The following is a 19,666-nucleotide window of genomic DNA, read 5'->3' as shown; positions in this document are numbered from 1 at the left end:
GCGGCGTGGTGAAGGCGCGCGCGTTCCGCCTGCAGCCGGTGCTCGAGGTCCGGCGGGTCGAGGAGCGCGCGGCCGCGCTGGCCGCCGCCGAGGCCGCCCGCGCGGCCGCCGACGCCGACCGCCGGGCCACCGAGGCGGAGGACGCCCTCGCCGCCGCGGTGCCGACCGGCACCCTGAGCTCCGGCGTCTTCCGCGCCTCGATGGTGCTCGCCCGGGTCGCGGCCGAGGACGCCGCGGCCGCGCGGTCGCTGGCCACCGCCTCCGCCGAGCAGGCCGCGCTGGTGCGCGCGGCCTGGACGGCGGCGGCGCAGCGGACCAAGGGCCTGGAGCGGTTGCGCGAACGTCACCTCCAGACGGTGCGACTCGCGGAGCAGGCTGCCGAGGAGAGGACCGTGGACGACCTCGTGACCGGCCGATCGGGCCGCCGCACCCCCTCCGGGGAGGTGCCGTGGACGGACTGATCGCCGTGCAGAGCCGGATCAGCGAGATCCAGGCCCGCTTCGCCGCGCCCGTGCAGACGTCGTCCGCCGGCGCCTGGGCCTCGGCGGCCTCCGCCGCCGGGCTCACCGGCACCGGATCGGCCACGGCTCCCGCTGCCGGCCGGGCGGGTACCGCCTCGGAGCAGGCGGTCGTCACCGAGGCGCAGAAGTACCTCGGCGTCCCCTATTTCTGGGGCGGCACGGACCCGTCGAAGGGCCTGGACTGCTCCGGGTTCACCCAGCTGGTCTTCGGCAACCTGGGCATCGACCTGCCCCGCACCTCCTCGCAGCAGGCCACCGCCGGCACCGCCGTCGCCTCGCTGGCCGACGCGCGCCCCGGCGACCTGGTGTTCTTCGACCACACCTCCAGCCGCCCCGGCATCGACCACGTCGGCATCTACGTCGGCGACGGCAAGATGATCGCCGCGCCGCAGGAGGGCGAGACGGTCAAGGTCCAGTCGGTGGGCAACCCCACCGTCATCCGCCGGGTGCTGCCCGAGCAGGCCGCGGCGACGGCGTCGGCGTCCTCCGGCGCGGCGCTGTCCGGCGTTCCGTACGCCGACCTGTTCACGCGGGCCGGCAACCGGTACGGCGTGGACCCGGCGCTGCTCGCGGCGGTCGCGTCGACCGAGTCCGGCTTCGACGCCTCGGCGGTCTCCCCGGCCGGCGCCCAGGGCCTCATGCAGTTCATGCCGGCCACCGCCGCCGGGCTCGGGGTCGACGCGCTCGACCCGGCGTCCGCCGTCGACGGCGCCGCCCGCTACCTGCGCCAGCTGACCGACCGGTTCGGGTCCACCGAGCTGGGCCTGGCCGCCTACAACGCCGGCCCCGGGACGGTGAGCCGCTTCGGCGGCATCCCGCCCTACCCCGAGACGCAGAACTACGTCCGGTCCGTGATGAGCAAGGCGGAGGCCTATCGATGACAGCCCCCGTGATGCCGGCCGCGCCCGCGGCGGTGCCCACCCCGGGTTCGTCGCCGGCCGACCCGGCCTCCCGCCAGGAGTTCGCCGCGGCCCTGGACGACGCGGTCGCCGGCAACCCCGGCGGCCGGGACGACGCGGCCCCGGCCGAGGGCACCCCCGACGACGAGGGGACGACGTCGGCACCCGCCGACGCGGCCCCTGCCGACGGCACCGTGCCGCCGGTGACCGGGATGCCCCCGGGCCTCTGGCTGCTGCTGCACGGGACCGCCACCCCCACGACCCCGGCAGGGACCGCCGGCGTCGGCGCCGTCGCCACCTCTGGCCTCCCAGCGGGCGGCCTCCCCGTCGTGGCGGACGGCGCGGTCGTCCCCGGCGCGGTCGTGCCGGACGCGGCCGGACCCGGTGCCGTCGCGGCCGCGGCGGTGCTGCCCGGCGCGGCCGCCCCCGCGGGGTCCGCCCTCGCGGGCGGCACGGTGCCGACCGGCACGGTCCCCACCCCGGCACCGGCGGCCGACGCGACCGCACCGGTGCCGGGCGGCCCCGTCGCGGCCGGCTCCCCCGCCGCGCCACAGGACGCCGGCCCGCTGCCCGGCCTGCCGGTCGTCGTCGTGCCGGCCTCCGCACCCGCGGCCGAGGACACACCGCCGGCCCCGACCGCGGGCGCCGTGGCGGCCCCACCCGCCGCGACCCCCTCCGGCAGCACGACGGCGGACACCGGCACCGGCGCCGGCCCGCGGGAGGACTCCCCCGCCCCGGCGGCACCGGGCGCGGCGAGCCCGGCGGCCGCCGGCCCCGCGCCGGTCTCGGTCACGACCGTGGTCCAGCCGGCGGCCGACGCGGACGCCGCGCCGCCGGTGGCCACCCAGGTCGCGGGGCACGTCGCCGTCCTGCGCACCGCGCCCGACGGCGTGCACACCATGACCGTCGTCCTGACCCCGGAGACGCTGGGCCAGGTCGAGGTGCAGGTGACCCTCCAGCAGGGCGCGGTCGACCTGACCCTGCGCGGCGCGACCGAGGCCGGGCGGGCCGCGCTCCTCGACGCCCTCCCCGACCTCCGCCGCGACCTGCAGAGCGCCGGGCTGACCTGCACCAGCGCCTCCGTCGACCGCGATCCCGGCAGCACCTGGACCACCGCCCAGCAGCACACCGGGCGGGACCAGGCCGGCGGCCAGGACCGTGGCGACGGCCGGCCGCGGTCGTGGGCGCGCGCCACCGAGCCAGGTGAGGGCCGCCCGGCCCCCGCTCCCCCGACCTCCACGTCCCGCGGCGTGGACGTCCGCGTCTGAGAACGGAGAACGCAGACCCATGCCCGACGCAATCAGCGGCGTCGCAGCGGCCTATCCCCCGCCGACGTCCACGGTCGACCGGCCCGACCAGCTGGGGAAGGACACCTTCCTCCAGCTCCTCGTGGCCCAGCTGCGGTACCAGGACCCGTCCAACCCGGCCGACAGCAGCCAGATGATGTCGCAGACCGCGACCTTCAGTCAGGTCGAGAAGCTCGAGCAGATGGTCGAGCAGAACGCGTCGCTGCTCGCGCTGCAGCGGTCCAGCAGCGCCGGCGCGCTCGTCGGCCGGACCGTCACCTACACCGACACGACCGGGGCCAGCGTCTCCGGCGTCGTCACCTCCGTGCGGCTCGGCACGGGCAGCTCCGACGCGGTGGCGATGATCGGCTCCACCGCCGTCGAGACGGGCCGCATCACCGAGATCGCCCAGACCACCACGTCCTGACCCGCCCGCCCGGTCCCCAGGCGGGCCGGCGTCGAACCCGAGGAGCCCCCTCCATGCTGCGTTCCATGTTCTCGGCCATCTCCGGTCTGCGTGCCCACCAGACGAAGATGGACGTCACGGGCAACAACATCGCCAACGTCAACACCGTCGGCTACAAGAGCCAGTCGACCGTCTTCGAGGCCGCCCTGTCCCAGACGCTGCGGGCCGGCGGGGCGCCGACCGACTCGGCCGGTGGCAGCAACCCGGCGCAGGTCGGCCTCGGCGTCAAGGTCGCCGGCATCAGCACGAACTGGGCCCAGGGCGCCACGCAGACCACCGGCCGCGCCACCGACTTCATGATCGAGGGCGACGGCTTCTTCGTCGTCCAGGTGGGCAACCAGCAGCTGTTCACCCGCTCGGGCTCCTTCGGCTTCGACGCGGCGGGCAACATGATGACCGACAGCGGCGGCATCCTGCAGGGCTGGACGGCGGACGTGAACGGGGTCGTCGACGCGAACGGCCGCATCGGGAACCTGATGATCCCCTTCGGCCAGGGCACCGCCCCCAAGGCGACCGGTGGCCCCGCGCCGGCGATCGGCGGCTCGGTCACGGGCAACCTCTCCGCGGCCGCCGAGACCGGCAAGAAGGTCGAGACGTCGATCACCATGTACAACGACCTCGGCGAGGAGGTGCCCGTCTCCTACACCTTCGAGAAGGGCGCCACCGGCTGGACGGTCAACGTCACCATGCCGGGCACGCCGGTGCCCCCGGCCACCACCGCGCCGCCGGTCAACCTCATGACCGCCCCGGTGGCGCTCACCTTCGACGGCAGCGGGAACCTCACCGGTCCCACGACCTTCGCCCTGAACAGCCTCCCGCCCGGCTGGACCGGCCCGGTGACGATCGACGTCACCGCCGTGACGCAGTACGGCAGCCCGACGACCGTGGCGGCGGACGAGCAGAACGGCTACAGCGCCGGTGTCCTGGAGTCGTTCAGCCTCGGCAACGACGGCACGATCACCGGGGTCTTCTCCAACCAGCAGACCAAGGTCCTCGGGCAGCTGGCGCTGGCCACCTTCGCCAACCCCGGCGGTCTGGAGAAGTCCGGCAGCAGCACCTACCGGCCCGCGAACAACTCCGGGCTGGCGCTGATCGGCCAGCCGGGCACGGGTGGCCGCGGCGTCCTCAACGCCGGCGCGCTGGAGATGTCCAACGTCGACCTGGCCGAGGAGTTCACCGGCCTGATCGTCGCGCAGCGCGGCTTCCAGGCCAACAGCCGCGTCATCACCAGCTCCGACGAGATCCTGCAGGACCTGGTCAACCTCAAGCGCTAGTCCGTCGGCCCGCCTGCAGGACCCCGCCGCGAGCGTGCGGGCGACGGGGCAGGCGGGCCCTCCCGCTCTCTGCCCCCACGCTTCGCAGGCTCAGCGCGGGGCCCTGCAGAGAGGCCGTTCCAGCACGTCGCCGCGGCCCGGTCCCTCCGCGAGGGGCCGGGCCGTCGCCCGTCCGGGGGGCGTCCACGCAGGTCACCCCGCGGGGTGAGGCCACCCGTTCGGCTCAAGGCACACGCCCGCGGGGCCGATGACCCACCACAGAGCGGTGCCGCTCCACAGCACCCCCAGTCCCCCTCCGATCGATCCAGAGGACCACCCGTGATCCGTGTGACGCGCCTGAACGGAGAGCGGTTCGCGCTCAACCCCGACCTCGTCGAACGGGTCGAGGGCCACCCCGACACCGTCGTCTTCCTGGTCGACGGCACCAAGTACGTCGTGTCGGAGAGCGTGGACGAGGTGCTCGTGGAGATCCGCGAGTACCGCGCCAGCATCCTCGCGACGGCCTACGAGATGGACCGCGGCACCTACCGCTCGCCGCTGCACACGACGGAGGACGACGGGGACGCCGCCGTCGTCCCCTTCCCGGCCCGCGAGGAGCGCTGACCCATGGATCCGGCCACCCTGATCGGGTTCGTCGTCTCGCTCGTCGCCCTCCTGGTCTTCATGGTGCTGGAGGGTTCCGACCCGACCTCGCTGCTGTTCCTCCCCGCGATCGTGCTGGTCATCGTGGCCACGTTCGGCGCGGCGATGTCGAGCCAGACGATGGCCGACCTCAAGAAGATGCCCGGCTGGTTCAAGATGGCGCTGATGCCGGGCAAGGTCCCGCCGGCCACCGAGCAGATCCAGACGCTGGTCAGCCTCGCCGAGAAGGCCCGCAAGGAGGGCCTGCTCGCGCTCGAGGCCCAGGTCAAGGCGATCGAGGACCCGTTCCTCAAGCGCGGCCTGCAGATGGGCATCGACGGCACCGACCCCGAGGAGCTGCGCGGCGTCCTCGAGAGCGAGATCGCCGCCAAGAAGGCCGAGGACAAGGTCGCCGCCAAGTTCATGAACGCGATGGGCGGCTACGCGCCGACCATCGGCATCGTCGGCTGCATCGTCGGTCTGATGAACGTCATGGCCAACCTCGACGACCCCTCGTCGCTCGGCCCGATGATCGCCTCGGCGTTCGTCGCCACCCTGTGGGGCGTCATGGCCGCCAACTTCTGGTTCCTGCCCATGGGCGCCAAGATCCTGCGGGTCAGCGAGCTGCAGGCGGCGCAGATGGAGCTGCTGGTCGAGGGCATCGCCGAGATCCAGGCCGGCACCAGCCCGCGCGCGGTGCGCCAGAAGCTCACCTCCCTCGTGCCGCCGAGTGAGGCCGCCAAGGAGGCGGCGTGAGTTCCGGCCGCCGCCGGCCGAAGAAGCACGAGGAGGAGGAGCACGAGAACCACGAGCGGTGGATGGTGTCCTACGCGGACATGCTGACCCTGCTCTTCGTGCTGTTCGTGGTGCTCTTCGCCATGAGCCAGGTGGACAAGGAGAAGTTCGCCGCGCTGGCCAGCGGCCTGTCCGAGGCCTTCGGCGGCCCGATCAGCGTGATGCCGGCGTCCTCCCCGGACGGCTCCGTGCTCGACGGGCTGCCCGGCGCGATCGACATCGCCTCGGTCATCCCGCCGCAGCAGACGGTCCCGCAGGCCGAGGTCGACGCCGCCGCGGCCCAGGCCGCGCTGGCCGAGTCGCAGCAGGTCGCCGCCGAGGCCGAGGCCCAGTACGACGCGCTGGCCGCCGCCCGCGAGCGGATCGAGACCGCGCTCGAGGCCTCCGGCCACGCGGGTGCCGCCCGGTTCGAGATCGACGAGCGCGGCCTGGTGGTGCACATCGTCGCCGACCAGGTCCTCTTCGACGCCGAGGAGGCCGAGCTGCGGCCCGACGGCCGGGAGATCCTGGACGCCATCGCCCCCGCCCTGCGCGAGCTGCCCAACCAACTCGGCGTCGAGGGCCACGCCAACCACCTGGCGGTGACCCCCGGCGGGCCGTGGCCGTCCAACTGGGAGCTGTCGGCCTACCGCGCGACCACCGTCGTCCGCGCCCTGGCCGCCGACGGCGTCCCGCAGGACCGCATGGCCGCCAACGGCTACTCGGACACCCGCCCGCTGGTGCCGACGTCGGACCCGGAGGCCATCACCGTCAACCGGCGGGTCGACGTCGTCGTCCTGTCCACCGCCTCTGCGGAGGCCAACGAACTGCTGCCCGGCCTGGCCGCCGGCACGTCCCAGGAGGAGACCCATGGCTGAGGACAAGAAGGACAAGAAGGACAAGAAGGCGGCGACCCCCGAGGACGGCGAGGCCACGGGCGGCGGCAAGAAGAAGATCCTGGTCATCGCCCTGGTGGCGGTGCTCGTCCTGGCCGGGGCGGGGTACTACTTCCTGTTCGCCGGCAGCGGCGAGGCCGCGGCCGAGGAGCCGGTGGCCGGGGAGGTCCTGCCGCTGGAGTCGATCGCGGTGAACCTCGCCGGGGGCGGCTACCTGAAGGTCGGCATCGCCCTGCAGCTGACCGAGTCCGCGGCCGGCGGTGGCCACGGGGGCTCCGGCGTCGACGGCTCCAAGGCCCTCGACCTGGTCATCTCCACCTACTCGCAGGCGCAGCCGTCCGACGTCGTCGGTGCCCGGGACGCGCTCAAGGAGGCCCTCGAGCAGAAGATCGTCGAGGCCTACACCGTCGACGGCCACGAGATGGTCATGGACGTGTACCTCACCGAGTACGTCACCCAGTGACCTGCTGACCCGCGGGGCTCCGCGCCCCACCCGAACCACCCGTCACACCCGCCCGCCCTGACCGGCAGCGCCCCGCGGCGCCGGTCAGGGCGGTGTCGTTCCCAGCCGATGAGGGGAGGGTGACCCGCCCCGAGAACGGACCCGCCCAGGGCCCGCTGTCAGTACCGGGCACGCGCAGCCGGCGCGGAGAGCCCCGTACCTACGACTTCCGCCGGCCCACGAAGCTCTCCCGCGAGCACGTCCGGGTCCTGCAGATCGCCCAGGAGGCCTTCGCCCGCCAGGCGACGACCGTGCTGACCTCCATGCTCCGCGCCGGCGCGCGGATGGAGCTCATCGGCATCGAGCAGCACTCCTACGACGACTACGTGGCCACGCTGCCCAACCCCTCGTTCGTCGCCACGTTCACGCTGGAGCCGCTGGCCGGCAAGGGCCTGCTGGCCTACCCGCTGGACATCGCGATGGCCACCGTCGACCACATGCTCGGCGGCTCCGGCACCTCCGACCAGCCCGACCGGCCGATGACGGTGATGGAGACGACCATCACCAACCACCTGCTCAACCGGCTGCTGCAGGAGTGGGTCGCCGCCTTCTCCCACATCGCCAGCCTGCAGCCGGAGCTCAGCGAGATCGAGTACAACCCGCAGCTGGCGCAGGCCGCGGCCGGGTCGGACACCGTCATGGTCGCGACGTTCACCATGGCCGTGGGCAACCGGGTCGGCGAGGCCACCCTCGTGCTGCCCTTCTCCTCCTTCGCCCCCGCGCTGAACAACGCCGCCTCCCCGCAGCTGTCGGAGTCGGCGCAGGCCAAGCGCCGCCGCGCCACCGAGGCCCTCACCGAGCGGCTGACCCAGGTGCCGGTCGAGGTCGGCGTCCGGTTCACCCCGCTCGAGGTCTCCTCCGAGGACCTCCTGTCCCTCGCCGTCGGCGACGTCCTCCTCCTGCGCCACCCGCAGGACGCGCCGCTGGAGGTCACCACCAACGACGTGACGTTCGCCTACGCGATCGCCAGCAACCACCGACGCCGGCTCGCCGCCGCCATCGTGCCCACCCCCCTCGCTGCCCAGAAGGACACCGCATGACCGCCTCCGTGGAGCACTCGCAGGCCTCCGAGACCGTGATCGCCGTCGTCGCCTCCGCCGCCCGCGCCGCGGCGGCCCACGTGCCGGCCACCGTCGAGCTGACGCCCGGCACGCCGGTCAGCGACCCCGACGCGGTGCTGCTGCCGGCCGAGGCCGCCGGTGCCGTGATGGCCCGCCTGTCGGGGGAGGTCAGCGGGGACGTCGTCCTCGTGGTCTCCGAGCAGATCGTCGACGCCCTGGCCAACTCCCCGGTCGGCCCCATGGACGTCGCCGTAGCGCTCCGCCCGGCCCTCGAGGCGGCCGCCGGCACGCTCGGCCGGGTGCGTGTGGACTCCGAGCGCACCGAGGACCCCGACACCGCGATGGACGGGCTGCGGGACAAGGGCATGTTCGTCGCCGTCCCGCTGCTGGCCGGCAACGGCACCGTCGAGGCGACCTTCGCGCTGCAGGTGACCCTCCCCCAGCCCCGCACCCAGCGCGGCAGCCTGGACCTGCTGCGGCACGTGGCGATGGAGGTCACCGTCGAGATCGGCCGCACCCGCATGACCGTCGGCGAGCTGCTCTCCCTGCACCCCGGCGAGGTCGTCGAGCTCGACCGCGCGGCCAGCGCCCCGGCCGACCTGCTGGTCAACGGCACCCTCATCGCGCGCGGCGAGGTCGTCGTCGTGGACGAGGACTTCGGCCTGCGGATCAGCGAGATCGTCACCGACGCCCACTCCGAGATCGGGCAGGTCACCCCATGACCTGGATGGTCATCCGGCTGATCCTGTCGCTGGCCTTCATCGGCGTGGTGCTCTGGTTCGCCGCGCGGCTGGCCAAGAAGCGGGGCCTGGGCCAGGGCAACGGGCTCATCGAGGTCGTCGCCCGCCAGCGCATGGGCCGGGCCAGCTCGGTCAACGTCGTCCGCATCGCCGGCCGCGTCCTCGTCGTGGGCGCCACCGAGGAGCAGGTCACCCTGCTGGCCGAGGTCGACGGTGACACCGTCGAGGAGGCCATCGCCGCGCGCCAGTCGCTCCTGGCCGCCCGGCCGCTGCCGGCGTCCGCGACCGGCACGCTGTCCGGGTCGGTGTTCGACCGCGGCAGCTGGACGACGCTGGTGCAGCAGCTGCGGGAGCGGACGGTCCGCCGCTGATGACCTCCGCCCCCACACCCGCGCGGGGCGCCCCCTTCGCCCGGCGAGCCGGCCTCGTCCTGCTGCTCGTAGCGCTGGTCGGCGTCCTGCTGGCACTGCTGGCCGACCCGGCCTCCGCGGCACCCACCGCGCCCACCGCCCCCACGGCCCCGACGGCCCCGGTGGCCCCCGCCGTCGACGGCGGCGTGGACATCTCCGTCGGCGGCGGCAGCCCGAGCAGCACGGTCACGCTCATCCTGGCGCTCACCGTGCTGTCGATCGCGCCGTCGGCGCTGCTGCTCGTGACGTCGTTCACCAAGATCGTCGTGGTGCTGTCGCTGACCCGGAACGCGCTCGGCATGCAGCAGGCGCCGCCCAACCAGGTGCTCACCGGGCTCGCGCTGTTCCTGACCCTGTTCGTGATGGGGCCGGTGTTCGGCGACGTCAACGAGGTGGCGGTGCAGCCCTACCTCGACGGGCAGATGTCGGTCACGCAGGCCTACGACGTCGGCGTCGTGCCGCTCAAGGAGTTCCTGCTCGACAACACCCGCGAGGACGAGCTCGAGCTGATGGTCGGCCTCTCCGGGGAGGAGGCGCCGGCCGACCGCGAGGCGGTCAGCATGACCACGCTGGTGCCGGCGTTCGTGCTCTCCGAGCTCAAGAGCGCCTTCATCATCGGGCTGGTCGTGTTCATCCCGTTCCTGGTGCTGGACATGCTGGTCAGCGCCGCGCTGATGTCCATGGGCATGATGATGGTGCCGCCGGTGATCGTGTCCCTGCCGTTCAAGCTGCTGCTGTTCGTGGTGGTCGACGGCTGGGCGCTGATCACGACGGCGCTGGTCGGGAGCTACGGCTGATGACTGACGCCGACGTCACAGAGATCGCGGTGCAGACCATGATGGTCGCCGCGAAGATCGCCGCACCGATCCTGCTGACCGCCCTCCTGGTCGGGTTCCTCATCTCCCTGTTCCAGGCCGCGACGCAGATCCAGGAGCAGACCCTCTCGTTCGTGCCGAAGATCATCGCGGTCGCCATCGCGCTGCTGGTGACCGGCAACTGGGTGCTGTCGGAGATGGTCAGCTTCACCCAGGGCCTGTTCGAGATGCTCCCGCGCCTGCTCGACCGGACGTAGCCGCCGTGGACCTCGAGGTCCCGGCGACGACCCTGGCGGCACTGCTTCTCGGCACCGCCCGGGCCGCCGGCTTCGTGCTGCTGTCGCCCCCGTTCGCCTCCCGCAGCATCCCGGCCCCCGTGAAGGGCGCGCTGGCCCTGGCGCTGTCGGTGGCGCTGCTGAGCCGGATCACCCCCGGGCTGCCCGAGCCGACGGCCGGTTTCCTCGTCGTCGGCGCGATCACCGAGGTGGTCATCGGCGCGGCCCTGGGCTTCGTCGTCCAGCTGCTGTTCGCCGCCGTCCAGTACGCCGGCGACCTCATCGACACCTCCGGCGGCTTCACGATGCAGCCGTCCTACGACCCGCTGTCGATGACGACGACCGGGGCGATCGGCCGCCTGCACTACCTGCTGGCCACCACGCTGCTGTTCACCAGCGGCGGCCACCTGCTCATCGTCCGCGGGTTCGCCACCTCCTACGAGGGGCTGCCGGTCGGGGGCGGCGTGCCCACCGACCAGCTCGCCCAGGTGCTGATCACCGCCCTGTCGATGATGTTCCTGGCCGCGCTGCAGATCGCCGGACCCCTGGTCGCGGTGCTGCTGCTCGCCGACGTCGCGCTCGCGCTGCTCAGCCGGGCCGCGCCGGCGCTGAACATCTTCGCCTTCGGCTTCCCGGTGAAGATCATGCTCACGCTCGCCCTGCTGGGCCTGACCTTCCCGCTGCTGCCCGCGGCCCTCGACTCGCTGGTGGACGCCGCGGCGCGGGCCATGGTCTCCCTGCGGAGCGGGTGACCCGTGGCCCAGGACGGACCCGGCGGTGAGAAGACCGAGGACCCAACTCCGAAACGCCTCAAGGAGGCGCGCAAGGACGGGCAGATCCCCCGGACCCAGGAGCTCGGCACCTGGATCGGGGCGGCGGCGGCCAGCGTGCTGCTGCCGATGCTCGTGGGCAACGCCTTCGACGGGGTGGCGGAGCTGTTCGTGCAGGTCCGCGGGATCGCCGCCCACCCGGAGGTCAGTGCGGTCTCCGCCCTGCTCGGCCAGGCGCTGAGCACCTTCCTGACGACGGTGCTGCCGATGGCGCTGGCCCTCATGGGCATCGGCGCCCTCGCCACGGCGGCCCAGGGCGGGGTGACGGTCTCGACCAAGTCGATGAAGCCGACGCTCGCGAAGCTGAACCCGTTCCCCGGGATCAAGCGGATGTTCGGCGCCCACGGCGCGTGGGGGGCCGCCAAGTCGGTGATCAAGACGGTCGCGCTGGCGGTCGTCGTGATCATGACCAGCGACCGGGCGCAGAACCTGGTGTCGTCGTCCGGGTCGCTGCCGCTGTCGGCGATCGCGGCCACGTTCACCGACTCCGCCGTCCTGATGTTCCGCGTCGTGGCGGTGACCGGCCTGGCCATCGCGGTCATCGACTACATCGTCGTGCGCAAGCAGATCATGAAGAAGCTCAAGATGAGCAAGTACGAGATCATGCAGGAGCACAAGCAGTCCGAGGGCGACCCGCACGTGAAGGGCCAGCGCCGCTCCGCGCAGCTGGCGATGTCGCGCAACCGCATGATGAGCGAGGTCGCCACCGCCGACGTCCTGCTGGTCAACCCCACCCACGTGGCCGTGGCGCTGAGGTACGAGCCCGAGCGCGGCGCCCCCCGGGTCGTGGCCAAGGGCGCCGACGAGCTGGCGGCGAAGCTGCGCGAGCGCGCCGCGGAGGCGCGGGTGCCGATGGTCCAGGACATCCCGCTCGCGCGGGCCCTGCACTCCTCCTGCGAGCTCGGCCAGGAGGTGCCCACCCAGCTGTTCACCGCGGTGGCCCGGGTGCTGGCCTTCGTCATGCAGCTGTCGGCCCGCGGCGTCCGGGGCGGGCTGCACCGGCCCGGCTTCGAGGCGCCCGACGTCGAGGGCCTCCCCAAGGCCGGCCGCCGGCGGGTCCCGGCCGGCTGACCCGCTGGGACACCTGTGACGGGTGGGGCGGACGGCGCGGCCGGCGGTGCCCCACTCAAGCCGAACTGCCGATGAGTTGACTCGTGCAGAGACTGACGAAGGCCGCCGTCCCCATCGGCGTGGTGGCCATCGTCCTCATGCTGGTCGTGCCGCTGCCGTCGGCGGTGCTGGACCTGCTGCTGGGCTTCAACATCACCGCCGCGCTGCTGATCCTGCTGGTGTCGATGCAGATCAAGCGGCCGCTGGACTTCGCGGTCTTCCCGTCGCTGATCCTCATCGCGACGCTGTTCCGGCTGGCGCTGAACGTCTCCTCGACGCGCCTGGTGCTCTCCGACGGCTACGCCGGGAAGGTCATCGAGGCCTTCGGGCACTTCGTCATCGGCGGCTCGCTGATCGTCGGCCTGGTGATCTTCGTGATCCTCACGATCATCCAGTTCGTCGTCATCACCAACGGTGCCGGCCGCGTCGCCGAGGTCGGCGCCCGCTTCACCCTCGACGCCATGCCCGGCAAGCAGATGGCGATCGACGCCGACCTCAACGCCGGGCTGATCAACGAGGAGCAGGCCCGCAGGCGCCGCTTCGAGGTCACCGCCGAGGCCGACTTCTACGGCTCGATGGACGGTGCCTCGAAGTTCGTCAAGGGCGACGCGATCGCCGCCATCATCATCACGCTGATCAACCTGATCGGCGGGTTCGCGATCGGCGTCATGCAGCTGGGCATGGCTCCTGGCGACGCCGTCTCCACGTACTCGCTGCTGACCGTCGGCGACGGCCTGGTCTCGCAGATCCCCGCGCTGCTGCTGTCCACCGCGACCGGCATCATCGTCACCCGCTCGGCCTCCGAGGGCGACATGGGCAGCGACCTGATCGCCCAGCTCGGCCGGTTCAAGCAGCCGGTGCGGATCGCCGGCGGCGCGGCCATCGCGCTGTGCCTCATCCCCGGCCTGCCCAAGCTGCCGTTCCTGGTCATCGGTGGCCTGTTCCTGCTCATGGCCGCCCGCATGAAGGAGGCCCCCGCCGAGGACGCGGACGTCGCCGTGCAGGCCGGCGCTGCCGACGAGCCGCGGCCGGACTCCCCCGAGGCGATCGCCGAGAAGATGCGGGTGGACCCGCTGGAGCTCGAGGTGGCCTTCGACCTGGTCGACCTGGTCGACACCGCCCGCGGCGGCGACCTGCTGGACCGGGTGAAGGCGCTGCGCCGGAAGGTCGCGATGGACACCGGCCTGGTCATCCCGCTGGTGCGCACCCGCGACAACCTGGACCTGCCGGCCTCGCAGTACGTCATCTGGCTCAACGGCGTCCCGGCCGCCAAGGGCATCTCGCCGGCCGGCACTGTGCTGGCCATCGGCGACGCCCTCGACGGGCTGCCCGGCAAGCCCACCCGCGAGCCGGTGTTCGGCCTGGCCGCGAAGTGGGTGCCGGTCGAGCTGCAGCGGCAGGCCGAGATGGCCGGCGCCACCGTCGTCGACCGCTCCTCGGTCATCACCACCCACCTGGCCGAGGTGGTCCGCCAGCACGCCGCCGAGCTGCTCGGCCGGGAGGACGTGCGGCTGCTGGTGGAGACCGTCCGGCGCACCCACCCGGTCGTGGTCGAGGAGCTCACCCCGGCGCTGCTCACCCTCGGCGAGATCCAGCGGGTGCTCCACGGGCTGCTCGACGAGAACGTCTCCATCCGCGACCTGGTGCGCATCTTCGAGGCGCTCTCGGTGCGGGCGAAGGTCGGCACCGACGTCGACGGGCTGGTCGAGGCCGCCCGCTCGGCGCTCGGCGCGGCGATCAGCCACCCCTACGTCACCCCCGACGAGCGGCTGCACGTGCTGACCCTCGAGCCCGCGTTCGAGCAGCGGCTCCTGGAGGCGGTGCGGCACAGCGACGCCGGTCAGGTGCTCGCGCTCGACGCCGGCACGGTCGACGCGCTCGTCAACGGGTGCACCGGCCTGCTCGACGACGCCGAGCGGCTGGGGCTGGCCCCCGTGCTCGTGTGTTCCCCGCAGGTCCGGGCCGCCCTGTCCCGCCTGATGCGTCAGATCCTCCCCCGCCTGCCGGTGATCTCCTACACGGAGGTCTCCCGGACGGCCCAGATCGAGTCACTGGGAGTGGTGAACGGTGCCGTTGCCGTCCGTTGAGGCCGCCTCGCGCGAGGCCGCCATCGCCGCCGCCCGCGAGAAGTACGGCTCCTCCGTGCGGATCGTCGGGATCCGCCGGGTCCGCACCGGCGGGGTCATGGGGTTCTTCACCACCGAGCGCTACGTCGCCGAGGTGGAGGAGATCGCGCCCACCCCCGTCGAGCGCCGGCCGGCCTCCCGCGCCGAGTCCGCGGCCCGCATCGAGGCCGCCCTGCGCCGCGCCCCGGTGCTGCCCGACCCGGTCGACGAGGTCGCCGGGCTGCTCGCCGGGGACGACGAGCCGGCGGTGGGGCTGTACTCGCGCAGCGCGGCCCGCCCGGCCACGGACCGCCGCGCGCCGCGGTCCGGTGGGTGGCCGGCCGCCGCGCCGGCCCGCGCCACCGCGCCGGAGCCCGCCCGTGCACCCGCCCGTGCGCCCGAGCCGGCGCGTGCCGCCGCGCGGGCCGCCTCGCCCAGCCGGACCGCCGCTCGGGTGGACGTCGCACCGGAGCCCTCGCCGTTCACCGCCGCCCTGGCGCAGATGGTGGCCGGGGACGTCGACGTGCGCGAGGCGGTCGACGAGGCCATCGCCGCGGTCGCCGCCGCGGCGCCCGCACCCGCGTGGGAGCCGGCCGCCGAGGACGCCTGGTCGGAGGTCCCCGAGGAGGCCCCGGGACGGGAGCCGGTCGCCGAGGTGGCGCCCGCCGCTCCGTCCGTTGCCCCGCCTGCGACCGCCGCGTCTGCACCGTTCGCCCCGCCTTCGGCAGCCGAGTCCGTCCCGGTCGCGCCGCCGGCTCCCGTCGCCCCGGCCGACGAGCCGACGCCGGTGGTCGCCGAGCACCCGATCTCCGCCACGCTGTGGGGCCCCGCGCCCGCGGCCGCCCCCGGGCCGTCCGTGGCCGCCCCGGCACCGGCTGCCGCCCCGGCGCCGGTCGACGTCCCGGCGCCGGTCGACGTCCCGGCGCCTGCTGTCGCGTCGGCCGCCCCTGTCGCCACCGACGTGCCCGCCGCGCCGCCGGTCGTCGCCGAGCCGGTCGTGGCCGCGGAGGTGCCGCCGGCCGCGACGCCCGTCGCGCCGGAGCCGCCGCGCGTTCCCGACTGGGTGCACGAGCCGGACTTCAGCACCGGCCCCATCACCTCCCGCGAGGAGGCGATCGCCGAGGTCCTGCGAGCCGCGCTCGCGCACGACACCTCCGACGCGGCCCTCACCCAGCTCCTGCGCGGGGTGCTCGCGGACTCGGCGGCGCACGAGGAGACCGTCGGGCAGGACGCCGACGCGTACGCGTACACCGACGGCTACCTCGACGACCACGCCTTCGCGGAGGCGCACACCGCCCGCATCCCGGCCTACGTGGACGCCGAGGCCGAGGCCGACGAGTGGGAGGTCGTCGCCGAGGTGCTCGCCCCGACCGCGAGCGATCCCGCTCCCCTCCCCCTGGACGCCACCACCGTCCTGCCCCCGCTGTCGCTGCTGCCGCCGCCGGCGCCGGGCACCGCCCTCGCCGTCCCGCCGCTGCTGTCCCGCCCGCCCGTGCCGCCGGCGATCCGCCGTCCGGGCGCCGGCGGGCAGGTCGCCTGCACCTCGGGTGCCACCTCCGGGCTGGCCACGGTGACCCGGCTGCCGGTCGACAAGCGGGCCGCCTCCTGGCGCCGCAGTGCGCCGATGGTCGTGACGTCGGTCCGCGAGGACCCGCACGGCGGCGCCCCGGTTCCCCCGGGCCCGGGTGCGGCCGAGCAAGCAGTCGTCCGCCGGCTGCTGGAGCTCGGCGTCCCGGAGCGGCTGCTGGGCAGCGACTTCGCCGCCGACGTGGCCCGGCGCGGCACGTACGCGGCGCTGACCGGGGCCCTGGCCGCCGGCCTGCCGACGCCGCCGGCGCTGCCCAGCGGACCCGGTGAGGTGCTGCTCGTGGTGGGCCCGGGCGTCGAGACCCTCGCCGCCGCCCGCTCGCTGGCCGCCACCCTGCGGCTGGACGCCGAGCGCCTGCAGTGGGCCTCCCGCGGTGACCTGGCCGCCCTCGCCCCGCAGGGCAACCGGATCAGCAGCATCGACGCCGCGCTCGAGCGCAAGCAGGAGATCGACCGCTCCGGCACGCTGACGATCGTCGCCGTCGACGCCCCGATGCGCGCCGGCAGCAGCACCTGGCTCGAGCAGCTGGTCGCCGTCTTCGCCCCCGCCGGGGTGTGGGCCGTGGTCGAGGCCACCCGCAAGCCCGAGGACGTCGGCCCCTGGCTGGACGGCCTGGCCCGGGTCGACGCGCTCATGGTGCAGGACACCGACCTCACCGCCGACCCGGCGGCGGTCCTCTGCCGCACCGCCACGCCCGTGGCCCTCCTCGACGGCGCCCGCGCCACCGCGCACCGGTGGGCCTCCCTGCTGTGCGAGCGGCTGGAGACCCCGGGGAGATGAGCCCGCTGCGCTGGGACGTGCTCGCGGTGGGGCTGCTCCTCGCCCTGCCCGTCCTGGTCCTCGGCGTGCGCGGCGACCTCGGCATGGACCAGGTCGCCGTCCGGCTGCCGTGGTGCCTGGGCGCCGCGTGGGCGGCGGTCGCGCTGCTGCGCTGGGCCGGCACACCGCGTCGTCCCCCGGCGGCGGCGAGGGATCGCGAGCCGGAGCCTCCCGCGTCCTGACCCGCTGTCCCCGCCGCTCTTGCGGTACTTCGCACACCCTCGCGGTCGTGCAACGCCGCAAGAGCGGGCGAGGCACCGCAGGTGTCCGGGGCCTTGTCCACAGAAACCGGCAGCTCAACCGCCTGGCCCGGGATGTGGGTGAGGCTCCGGACGTGAGCGAAACCGAACCGTGGCCCGGCCTGCTCCGCCGGGTCGACGCCCTCGCCGGCGGCCTCTCGGACGGCGAACTGGCCCGGCTGGTCCGCCGTGGCGACCTGGAACGCCTCCAGCGCGGCGCATTCCTGAGCGCCGGAGCGACCGTCGACCGCCACCGCGCGGGGGTGGTCGCGACCGTCGCCGGGCTGCGTCGCCCCGGTGTGGTCAGCCACGCCTCGGCCGCCGTCCTGCACGGTCTGCCGCTCTGGCGCGTGGCCACCTCTCGGGTGCACCTCATCCGCCGTCCGCCCGCGGCGGGCAGCGGGAGCGCGCGCGTGCACCTCCACGTGGCCCGGCTCCCCGACGAGCAGGTCACCCTGGTCGACGGCCTGCTCGTCACCGATCCGTCCCGCACCGTGGTGGACCTCGCCCGGACCGTGCCCTTCGAGTCCGCCGTGGTCACCGCGGACGCGGCTCTCGCCGCCGGGGCCGTCTCCGTCGCGTCGCTGCGTGCGCGGCTCGCCGGGATGGGCGCTGTCCCGGGCGTGCGCCGGGCGGCGCGGGTGCTGGAGTTCGCCGACGGGCGCAGCGAGAGCGTCGGGGAGAGCCGCAGCCGTGTCCTGATCCGGCGGCTCGGCCTACCGGCGCCGGATCTCCAGGTCCGGGTCCACCACCTGGACGGCGACCTGATCGGCCGGAGTGACTTCGGGTGGCACGAGCACCGGACCCTGGCGGAGTTCGACGGCCGGGTGAAGTACGGGCGGGCCCTACGTCCGGGGCAGCATCCCGGGGACGTCGTGTTCGAGGAGAAGCTCCGCGAGGACGCGATGCGCGACGCGGGCTGGGAGATGGCCCGCTGGACGTGGGCGGACCTGGATCGCCCCCCGGTGGTCGGCGTCCGCCTGCGCCGGGCCTTCGCGAGGGGCGCCCGCGCCGCGTGAGCGCGCTGTTGCGGTCTTCCGTCCCCTCTCGCGGTGTTGCTGCACCGCGAGAGGGGAGGAGAGACCACAGGAGTCGCGAGGCGGCGCCGGGCGGCGCGGGGCACTCAGAGCGGGATGTCCTCCAGCATCTCAGTCACGAGAGCCGCGATCGGCGAGCGCTCGGAGCGGGTCAGGGTGACGTGCGCGAACAGCGGGTGCCCCTTGAGCTGCTCGACCACCGCCGCGATGCCGTCGTGTCGGCCCACCCGCAGGTTGTCCCGCTGGGCGACGTCGTGGGTGAGCACCACCCGCGACCCCGAGCCCAGCCGCGAGAGCACGGTGAGCAGCACGCCGCGCTCCAGCGACTGCGCCTCGTCGACGATCACGAAGGAGTCGTGCAGCGACCGGCCCCGGATGTGGGTCAGGGGCAGCACCTCGATGAGCTCGCGCCCGGCGATCTCCTCGAGGACCTCCTTGGAGACCAGCGCGCCCAGCGTGTCGTAGACCGCCTGCGCCCAGGGCGACATCTTCTCGCCCTCACTGCCCGGCAGGTAGCCCAGCTCCTGGCCGCCGACGGCGTACAGCGGGCGGAAGATGACCACCTTCTTGTGCGCCCGCCGCTCCATCACCGACTCCAGGCCCGCGCACAGCGCCAGCGCCGACTTGCCGGTGCCGGCCCGCCCGCCGAGGGAGACGATGCCGATCTCCGGGTCCAGCAGCAGGTCCAGCGCGACCCGCTGCTCGGCCGACCGCCCGTGCAGGCCGAACGCCTCCCGGTCGCCGCGGACCAGCCGCACCTGCTTGTCCGGCGTGACCCGGCCCAGCGCCGACCCGCGGGAGGACAGCAGCACCAGCCCGGTGTGCGGGGGCAGCTCGGCCGCCGCCGGCACGTAGACCTCGCCCTGGTCGTAGAGCGCCGACAGCTCGTCGTCCTCCAGGGACAGCTCGGCCATCCCCGTCCAGCCGGCGTCCACGGCGTCCAGGGCCCGGTACTCGTCGGTCTCCAGACCGACCGCCGCCGCCTTCACCCGCAGCGGGACGTCCTTGGTGATCAGGCAGACGTCGCGCCCCTCCGCACGCAGGTTGAGCGCCACCACCATGATCCGGCTGTCGTTGCTGTCGTTGCGGAAGCCGGCCGGCAGCACCGACGGGTCGCTGTGGTTGAGCTCCACGTGCAAGGTGCCGCCCTCGTCGCCCACGGGGACCGGCGCGTCGAGGCGACCGTGGGTCACCCGCAGGTCGTCGAGGAGACGCAGCGCCTGCCGGGCGAACCAGCCGAGTTCGGGGTGGTTGCGCTTGTCCTCCAGCTCCCCGATCACGACGAGCGGGAGCACCACGTCGGAGTCGCCGAGGCGCAGCAGCGCACCGGGGTCGGAGAGCAGGACGGAGGTGTCGAGGACGAACGTGCGGCGAGTGGTCACGAGTCGACTCCCGTGG

The 19,666-nt window shown here is 74.2% G+C and carries 21 protein-coding genes; 20 read left to right on the top strand and 1 reads right to left on the bottom strand.

The features are described from left to right. The first annotated feature begins 8 nt into the window (after nt 1-8). The 20 genes from ACI78Q_RS02390 (at nt 9) to ACI78Q_RS02295 (ending at nt 18,250) form a co-directional block, all read left to right on the top strand. Nucleotides 9-461 carry a flagellar export protein FliJ gene (locus tag ACI78Q_RS02390; protein ID WP_456921715.1) on the top strand — a complete coding sequence of 151 codons (453 nt, stop codon included), beginning with the start codon at nt 9-11 and terminating at the stop codon, nt 459-461. Further along, nucleotides 449-1,402, top strand: a complete 954-nt coding sequence (locus ACI78Q_RS02385; protein ID WP_456921714.1) for an NlpC/P60 family protein — start codon at nt 449-451, stop codon at nt 1,400-1,402. Before ACI78Q_RS02390 ends, ACI78Q_RS02385 begins: the two co-directional genes overlap by 13 nt. Continuing rightward, nucleotides 1,399-2,688, top strand: a complete 1,290-nt coding sequence (locus ACI78Q_RS02380) for a flagellar hook-length control protein FliK (protein WP_456921713.1) — start codon at nt 1,399-1,401, stop codon at nt 2,686-2,688. The genes ACI78Q_RS02385 and ACI78Q_RS02380 overlap by 4 nt, the downstream gene beginning before the upstream one ends. 19 nt (nt 2,689-2,707) lie before the next feature. Continuing rightward, nucleotides 2,708-3,133, top strand: a complete 426-nt coding sequence (locus ACI78Q_RS02375; protein ID WP_456921712.1) for a flagellar hook capping FlgD N-terminal domain-containing protein — start codon at nt 2,708-2,710, stop codon at nt 3,131-3,133. A 53-nt stretch (nt 3,134-3,186) separates the two neighbouring features. Next, nucleotides 3,187-4,446: a flagellar hook protein FlgE gene (locus ACI78Q_RS02370; RefSeq protein WP_456921711.1), complete on the top strand. Its 1,260-nt coding sequence runs from the start codon at nt 3,187-3,189 to the stop codon at nt 4,444-4,446. Between the two features lie 318 nt (nt 4,447-4,764). Then, on the top strand, nt 4,765-5,049 hold the full coding sequence (locus ACI78Q_RS02365) for a flagellar FlbD family protein (RefSeq protein WP_456921710.1): 285 nt from the start codon (nt 4,765-4,767) through the stop codon (nt 5,047-5,049). A 3-nt stretch (nt 5,050-5,052) separates the two neighbouring features. Then, entirely contained in the window at nt 5,053-5,823 is a 771-nt protein-coding gene (locus ACI78Q_RS02360) for a flagellar motor protein (protein ID WP_456921709.1), read from the top strand. Further along, nucleotides 5,820-6,719, top strand: a complete 900-nt coding sequence (locus ACI78Q_RS02355) for a flagellar motor protein MotB (protein WP_456921708.1) — start codon at nt 5,820-5,822, stop codon at nt 6,717-6,719. The genes ACI78Q_RS02360 and ACI78Q_RS02355 overlap by 4 nt, the downstream gene beginning before the upstream one ends. Further along, nucleotides 6,712-7,200: a flagellar basal body-associated FliL family protein gene (locus ACI78Q_RS02350; protein ID WP_456921707.1), complete on the top strand. Its 489-nt coding sequence runs from the start codon at nt 6,712-6,714 to the stop codon at nt 7,198-7,200. The genes ACI78Q_RS02355 and ACI78Q_RS02350 overlap by 8 nt, the downstream gene beginning before the upstream one ends. A 119-nt stretch (nt 7,201-7,319) precedes the next feature. Next, entirely contained in the window at nt 7,320-8,279 is a 960-nt protein-coding gene (locus tag ACI78Q_RS02345) for a flagellar motor switch protein FliM (protein ID WP_456921706.1), read from the top strand. Then, complete coding sequence (gene fliN / locus ACI78Q_RS02340) at nt 8,276-9,022, top strand: flagellar motor switch protein FliN (protein WP_456921705.1); 747 nt, start codon at nt 8,276-8,278, stop codon at nt 9,020-9,022. The genes ACI78Q_RS02345 and fliN overlap by 4 nt, the downstream gene beginning before the upstream one ends. Continuing rightward, nucleotides 9,019-9,411, top strand: coding sequence for a FliO/MopB family protein (locus tag ACI78Q_RS02335; RefSeq protein ID WP_456921704.1), 393 nt, complete (start codon nt 9,019-9,021; stop codon nt 9,409-9,411). The genes fliN and ACI78Q_RS02335 overlap by 4 nt, the downstream gene beginning before the upstream one ends. Next, the gene (gene fliP, locus ACI78Q_RS02330; RefSeq protein ID WP_456921703.1) at nt 9,411-10,247 is read left to right on the top strand and encodes a flagellar type III secretion system pore protein FliP; all 837 of its coding nucleotides are present in this window, start codon (nt 9,411-9,413) and stop codon (nt 10,245-10,247) included. The genes ACI78Q_RS02335 and fliP overlap by 1 nt, the downstream gene beginning before the upstream one ends. After that, the gene (fliQ, locus tag ACI78Q_RS02325; RefSeq protein ID WP_456921702.1) at nt 10,247-10,522 is read left to right on the top strand and encodes a flagellar biosynthesis protein FliQ; all 276 of its coding nucleotides are present in this window, start codon (nt 10,247-10,249) and stop codon (nt 10,520-10,522) included. Before fliP ends, fliQ begins: the two co-directional genes overlap by 1 nt. Nucleotides 10,523-10,527: 5 nt before the next feature. After that, entirely contained in the window at nt 10,528-11,292 is a 765-nt protein-coding gene (fliR, locus tag ACI78Q_RS02320; protein ID WP_456921701.1) for a flagellar biosynthetic protein FliR, read from the top strand. 3 nt (nt 11,293-11,295) lie between these two features. After that, on the top strand, nt 11,296-12,441 hold the full coding sequence (locus tag ACI78Q_RS02315) for an EscU/YscU/HrcU family type III secretion system export apparatus switch protein (RefSeq protein ID WP_456921700.1): 1,146 nt from the start codon (nt 11,296-11,298) through the stop codon (nt 12,439-12,441). 83 nt (nt 12,442-12,524) lie between these two features. After that, on the top strand, nt 12,525-14,567 hold the full coding sequence (gene flhA / locus ACI78Q_RS02310; RefSeq protein WP_456921699.1) for a flagellar biosynthesis protein FlhA: 2,043 nt from the start codon (nt 12,525-12,527) through the stop codon (nt 14,565-14,567). Then, nucleotides 14,548-16,953 (top strand): hypothetical protein, encoded by a 2,406-nt coding sequence (locus tag ACI78Q_RS02305; protein WP_456921698.1) that lies wholly within the window; start codon nt 14,548-14,550, stop codon nt 16,951-16,953. Before flhA ends, ACI78Q_RS02305 begins: the two co-directional genes overlap by 20 nt. Continuing rightward, nucleotides 16,950-17,174 (top strand): hypothetical protein, encoded by a 225-nt coding sequence (locus tag ACI78Q_RS02300; protein ID WP_456921697.1) that lies wholly within the window; start codon nt 16,950-16,952, stop codon nt 17,172-17,174. Before ACI78Q_RS02305 ends, ACI78Q_RS02300 begins: the two co-directional genes overlap by 4 nt. Nucleotides 17,175-17,326: 152 nt before the next feature. Then, nucleotides 17,327-18,250 carry a type IV toxin-antitoxin system AbiEi family antitoxin domain-containing protein gene (locus tag ACI78Q_RS02295; RefSeq protein WP_456921696.1) on the top strand — a complete coding sequence of 308 codons (924 nt, stop codon included), beginning with the start codon at nt 17,327-17,329 and terminating at the stop codon, nt 18,248-18,250. 104 nt (nt 18,251-18,354) lie between these two features. Here the strand turns inward: ACI78Q_RS02295 and ACI78Q_RS02290 are convergent, their stop codons facing one another. After that, entirely contained in the window at nt 18,355-19,650 is a 1,296-nt protein-coding gene (locus ACI78Q_RS02290) for a PhoH family protein (RefSeq protein ID WP_456921695.1), read from the bottom strand. Nucleotides 19,651-19,666: the final 16 nt, after the last annotated feature.

It is taken from the genome of Geodermatophilus sp. SYSU D00705 (genome assembly GCF_054050135.1).
The sequence above is the reverse complement of the archived record's forward strand: the minus strand, read 5'-3'. Positions and strand labels throughout refer to the sequence as shown.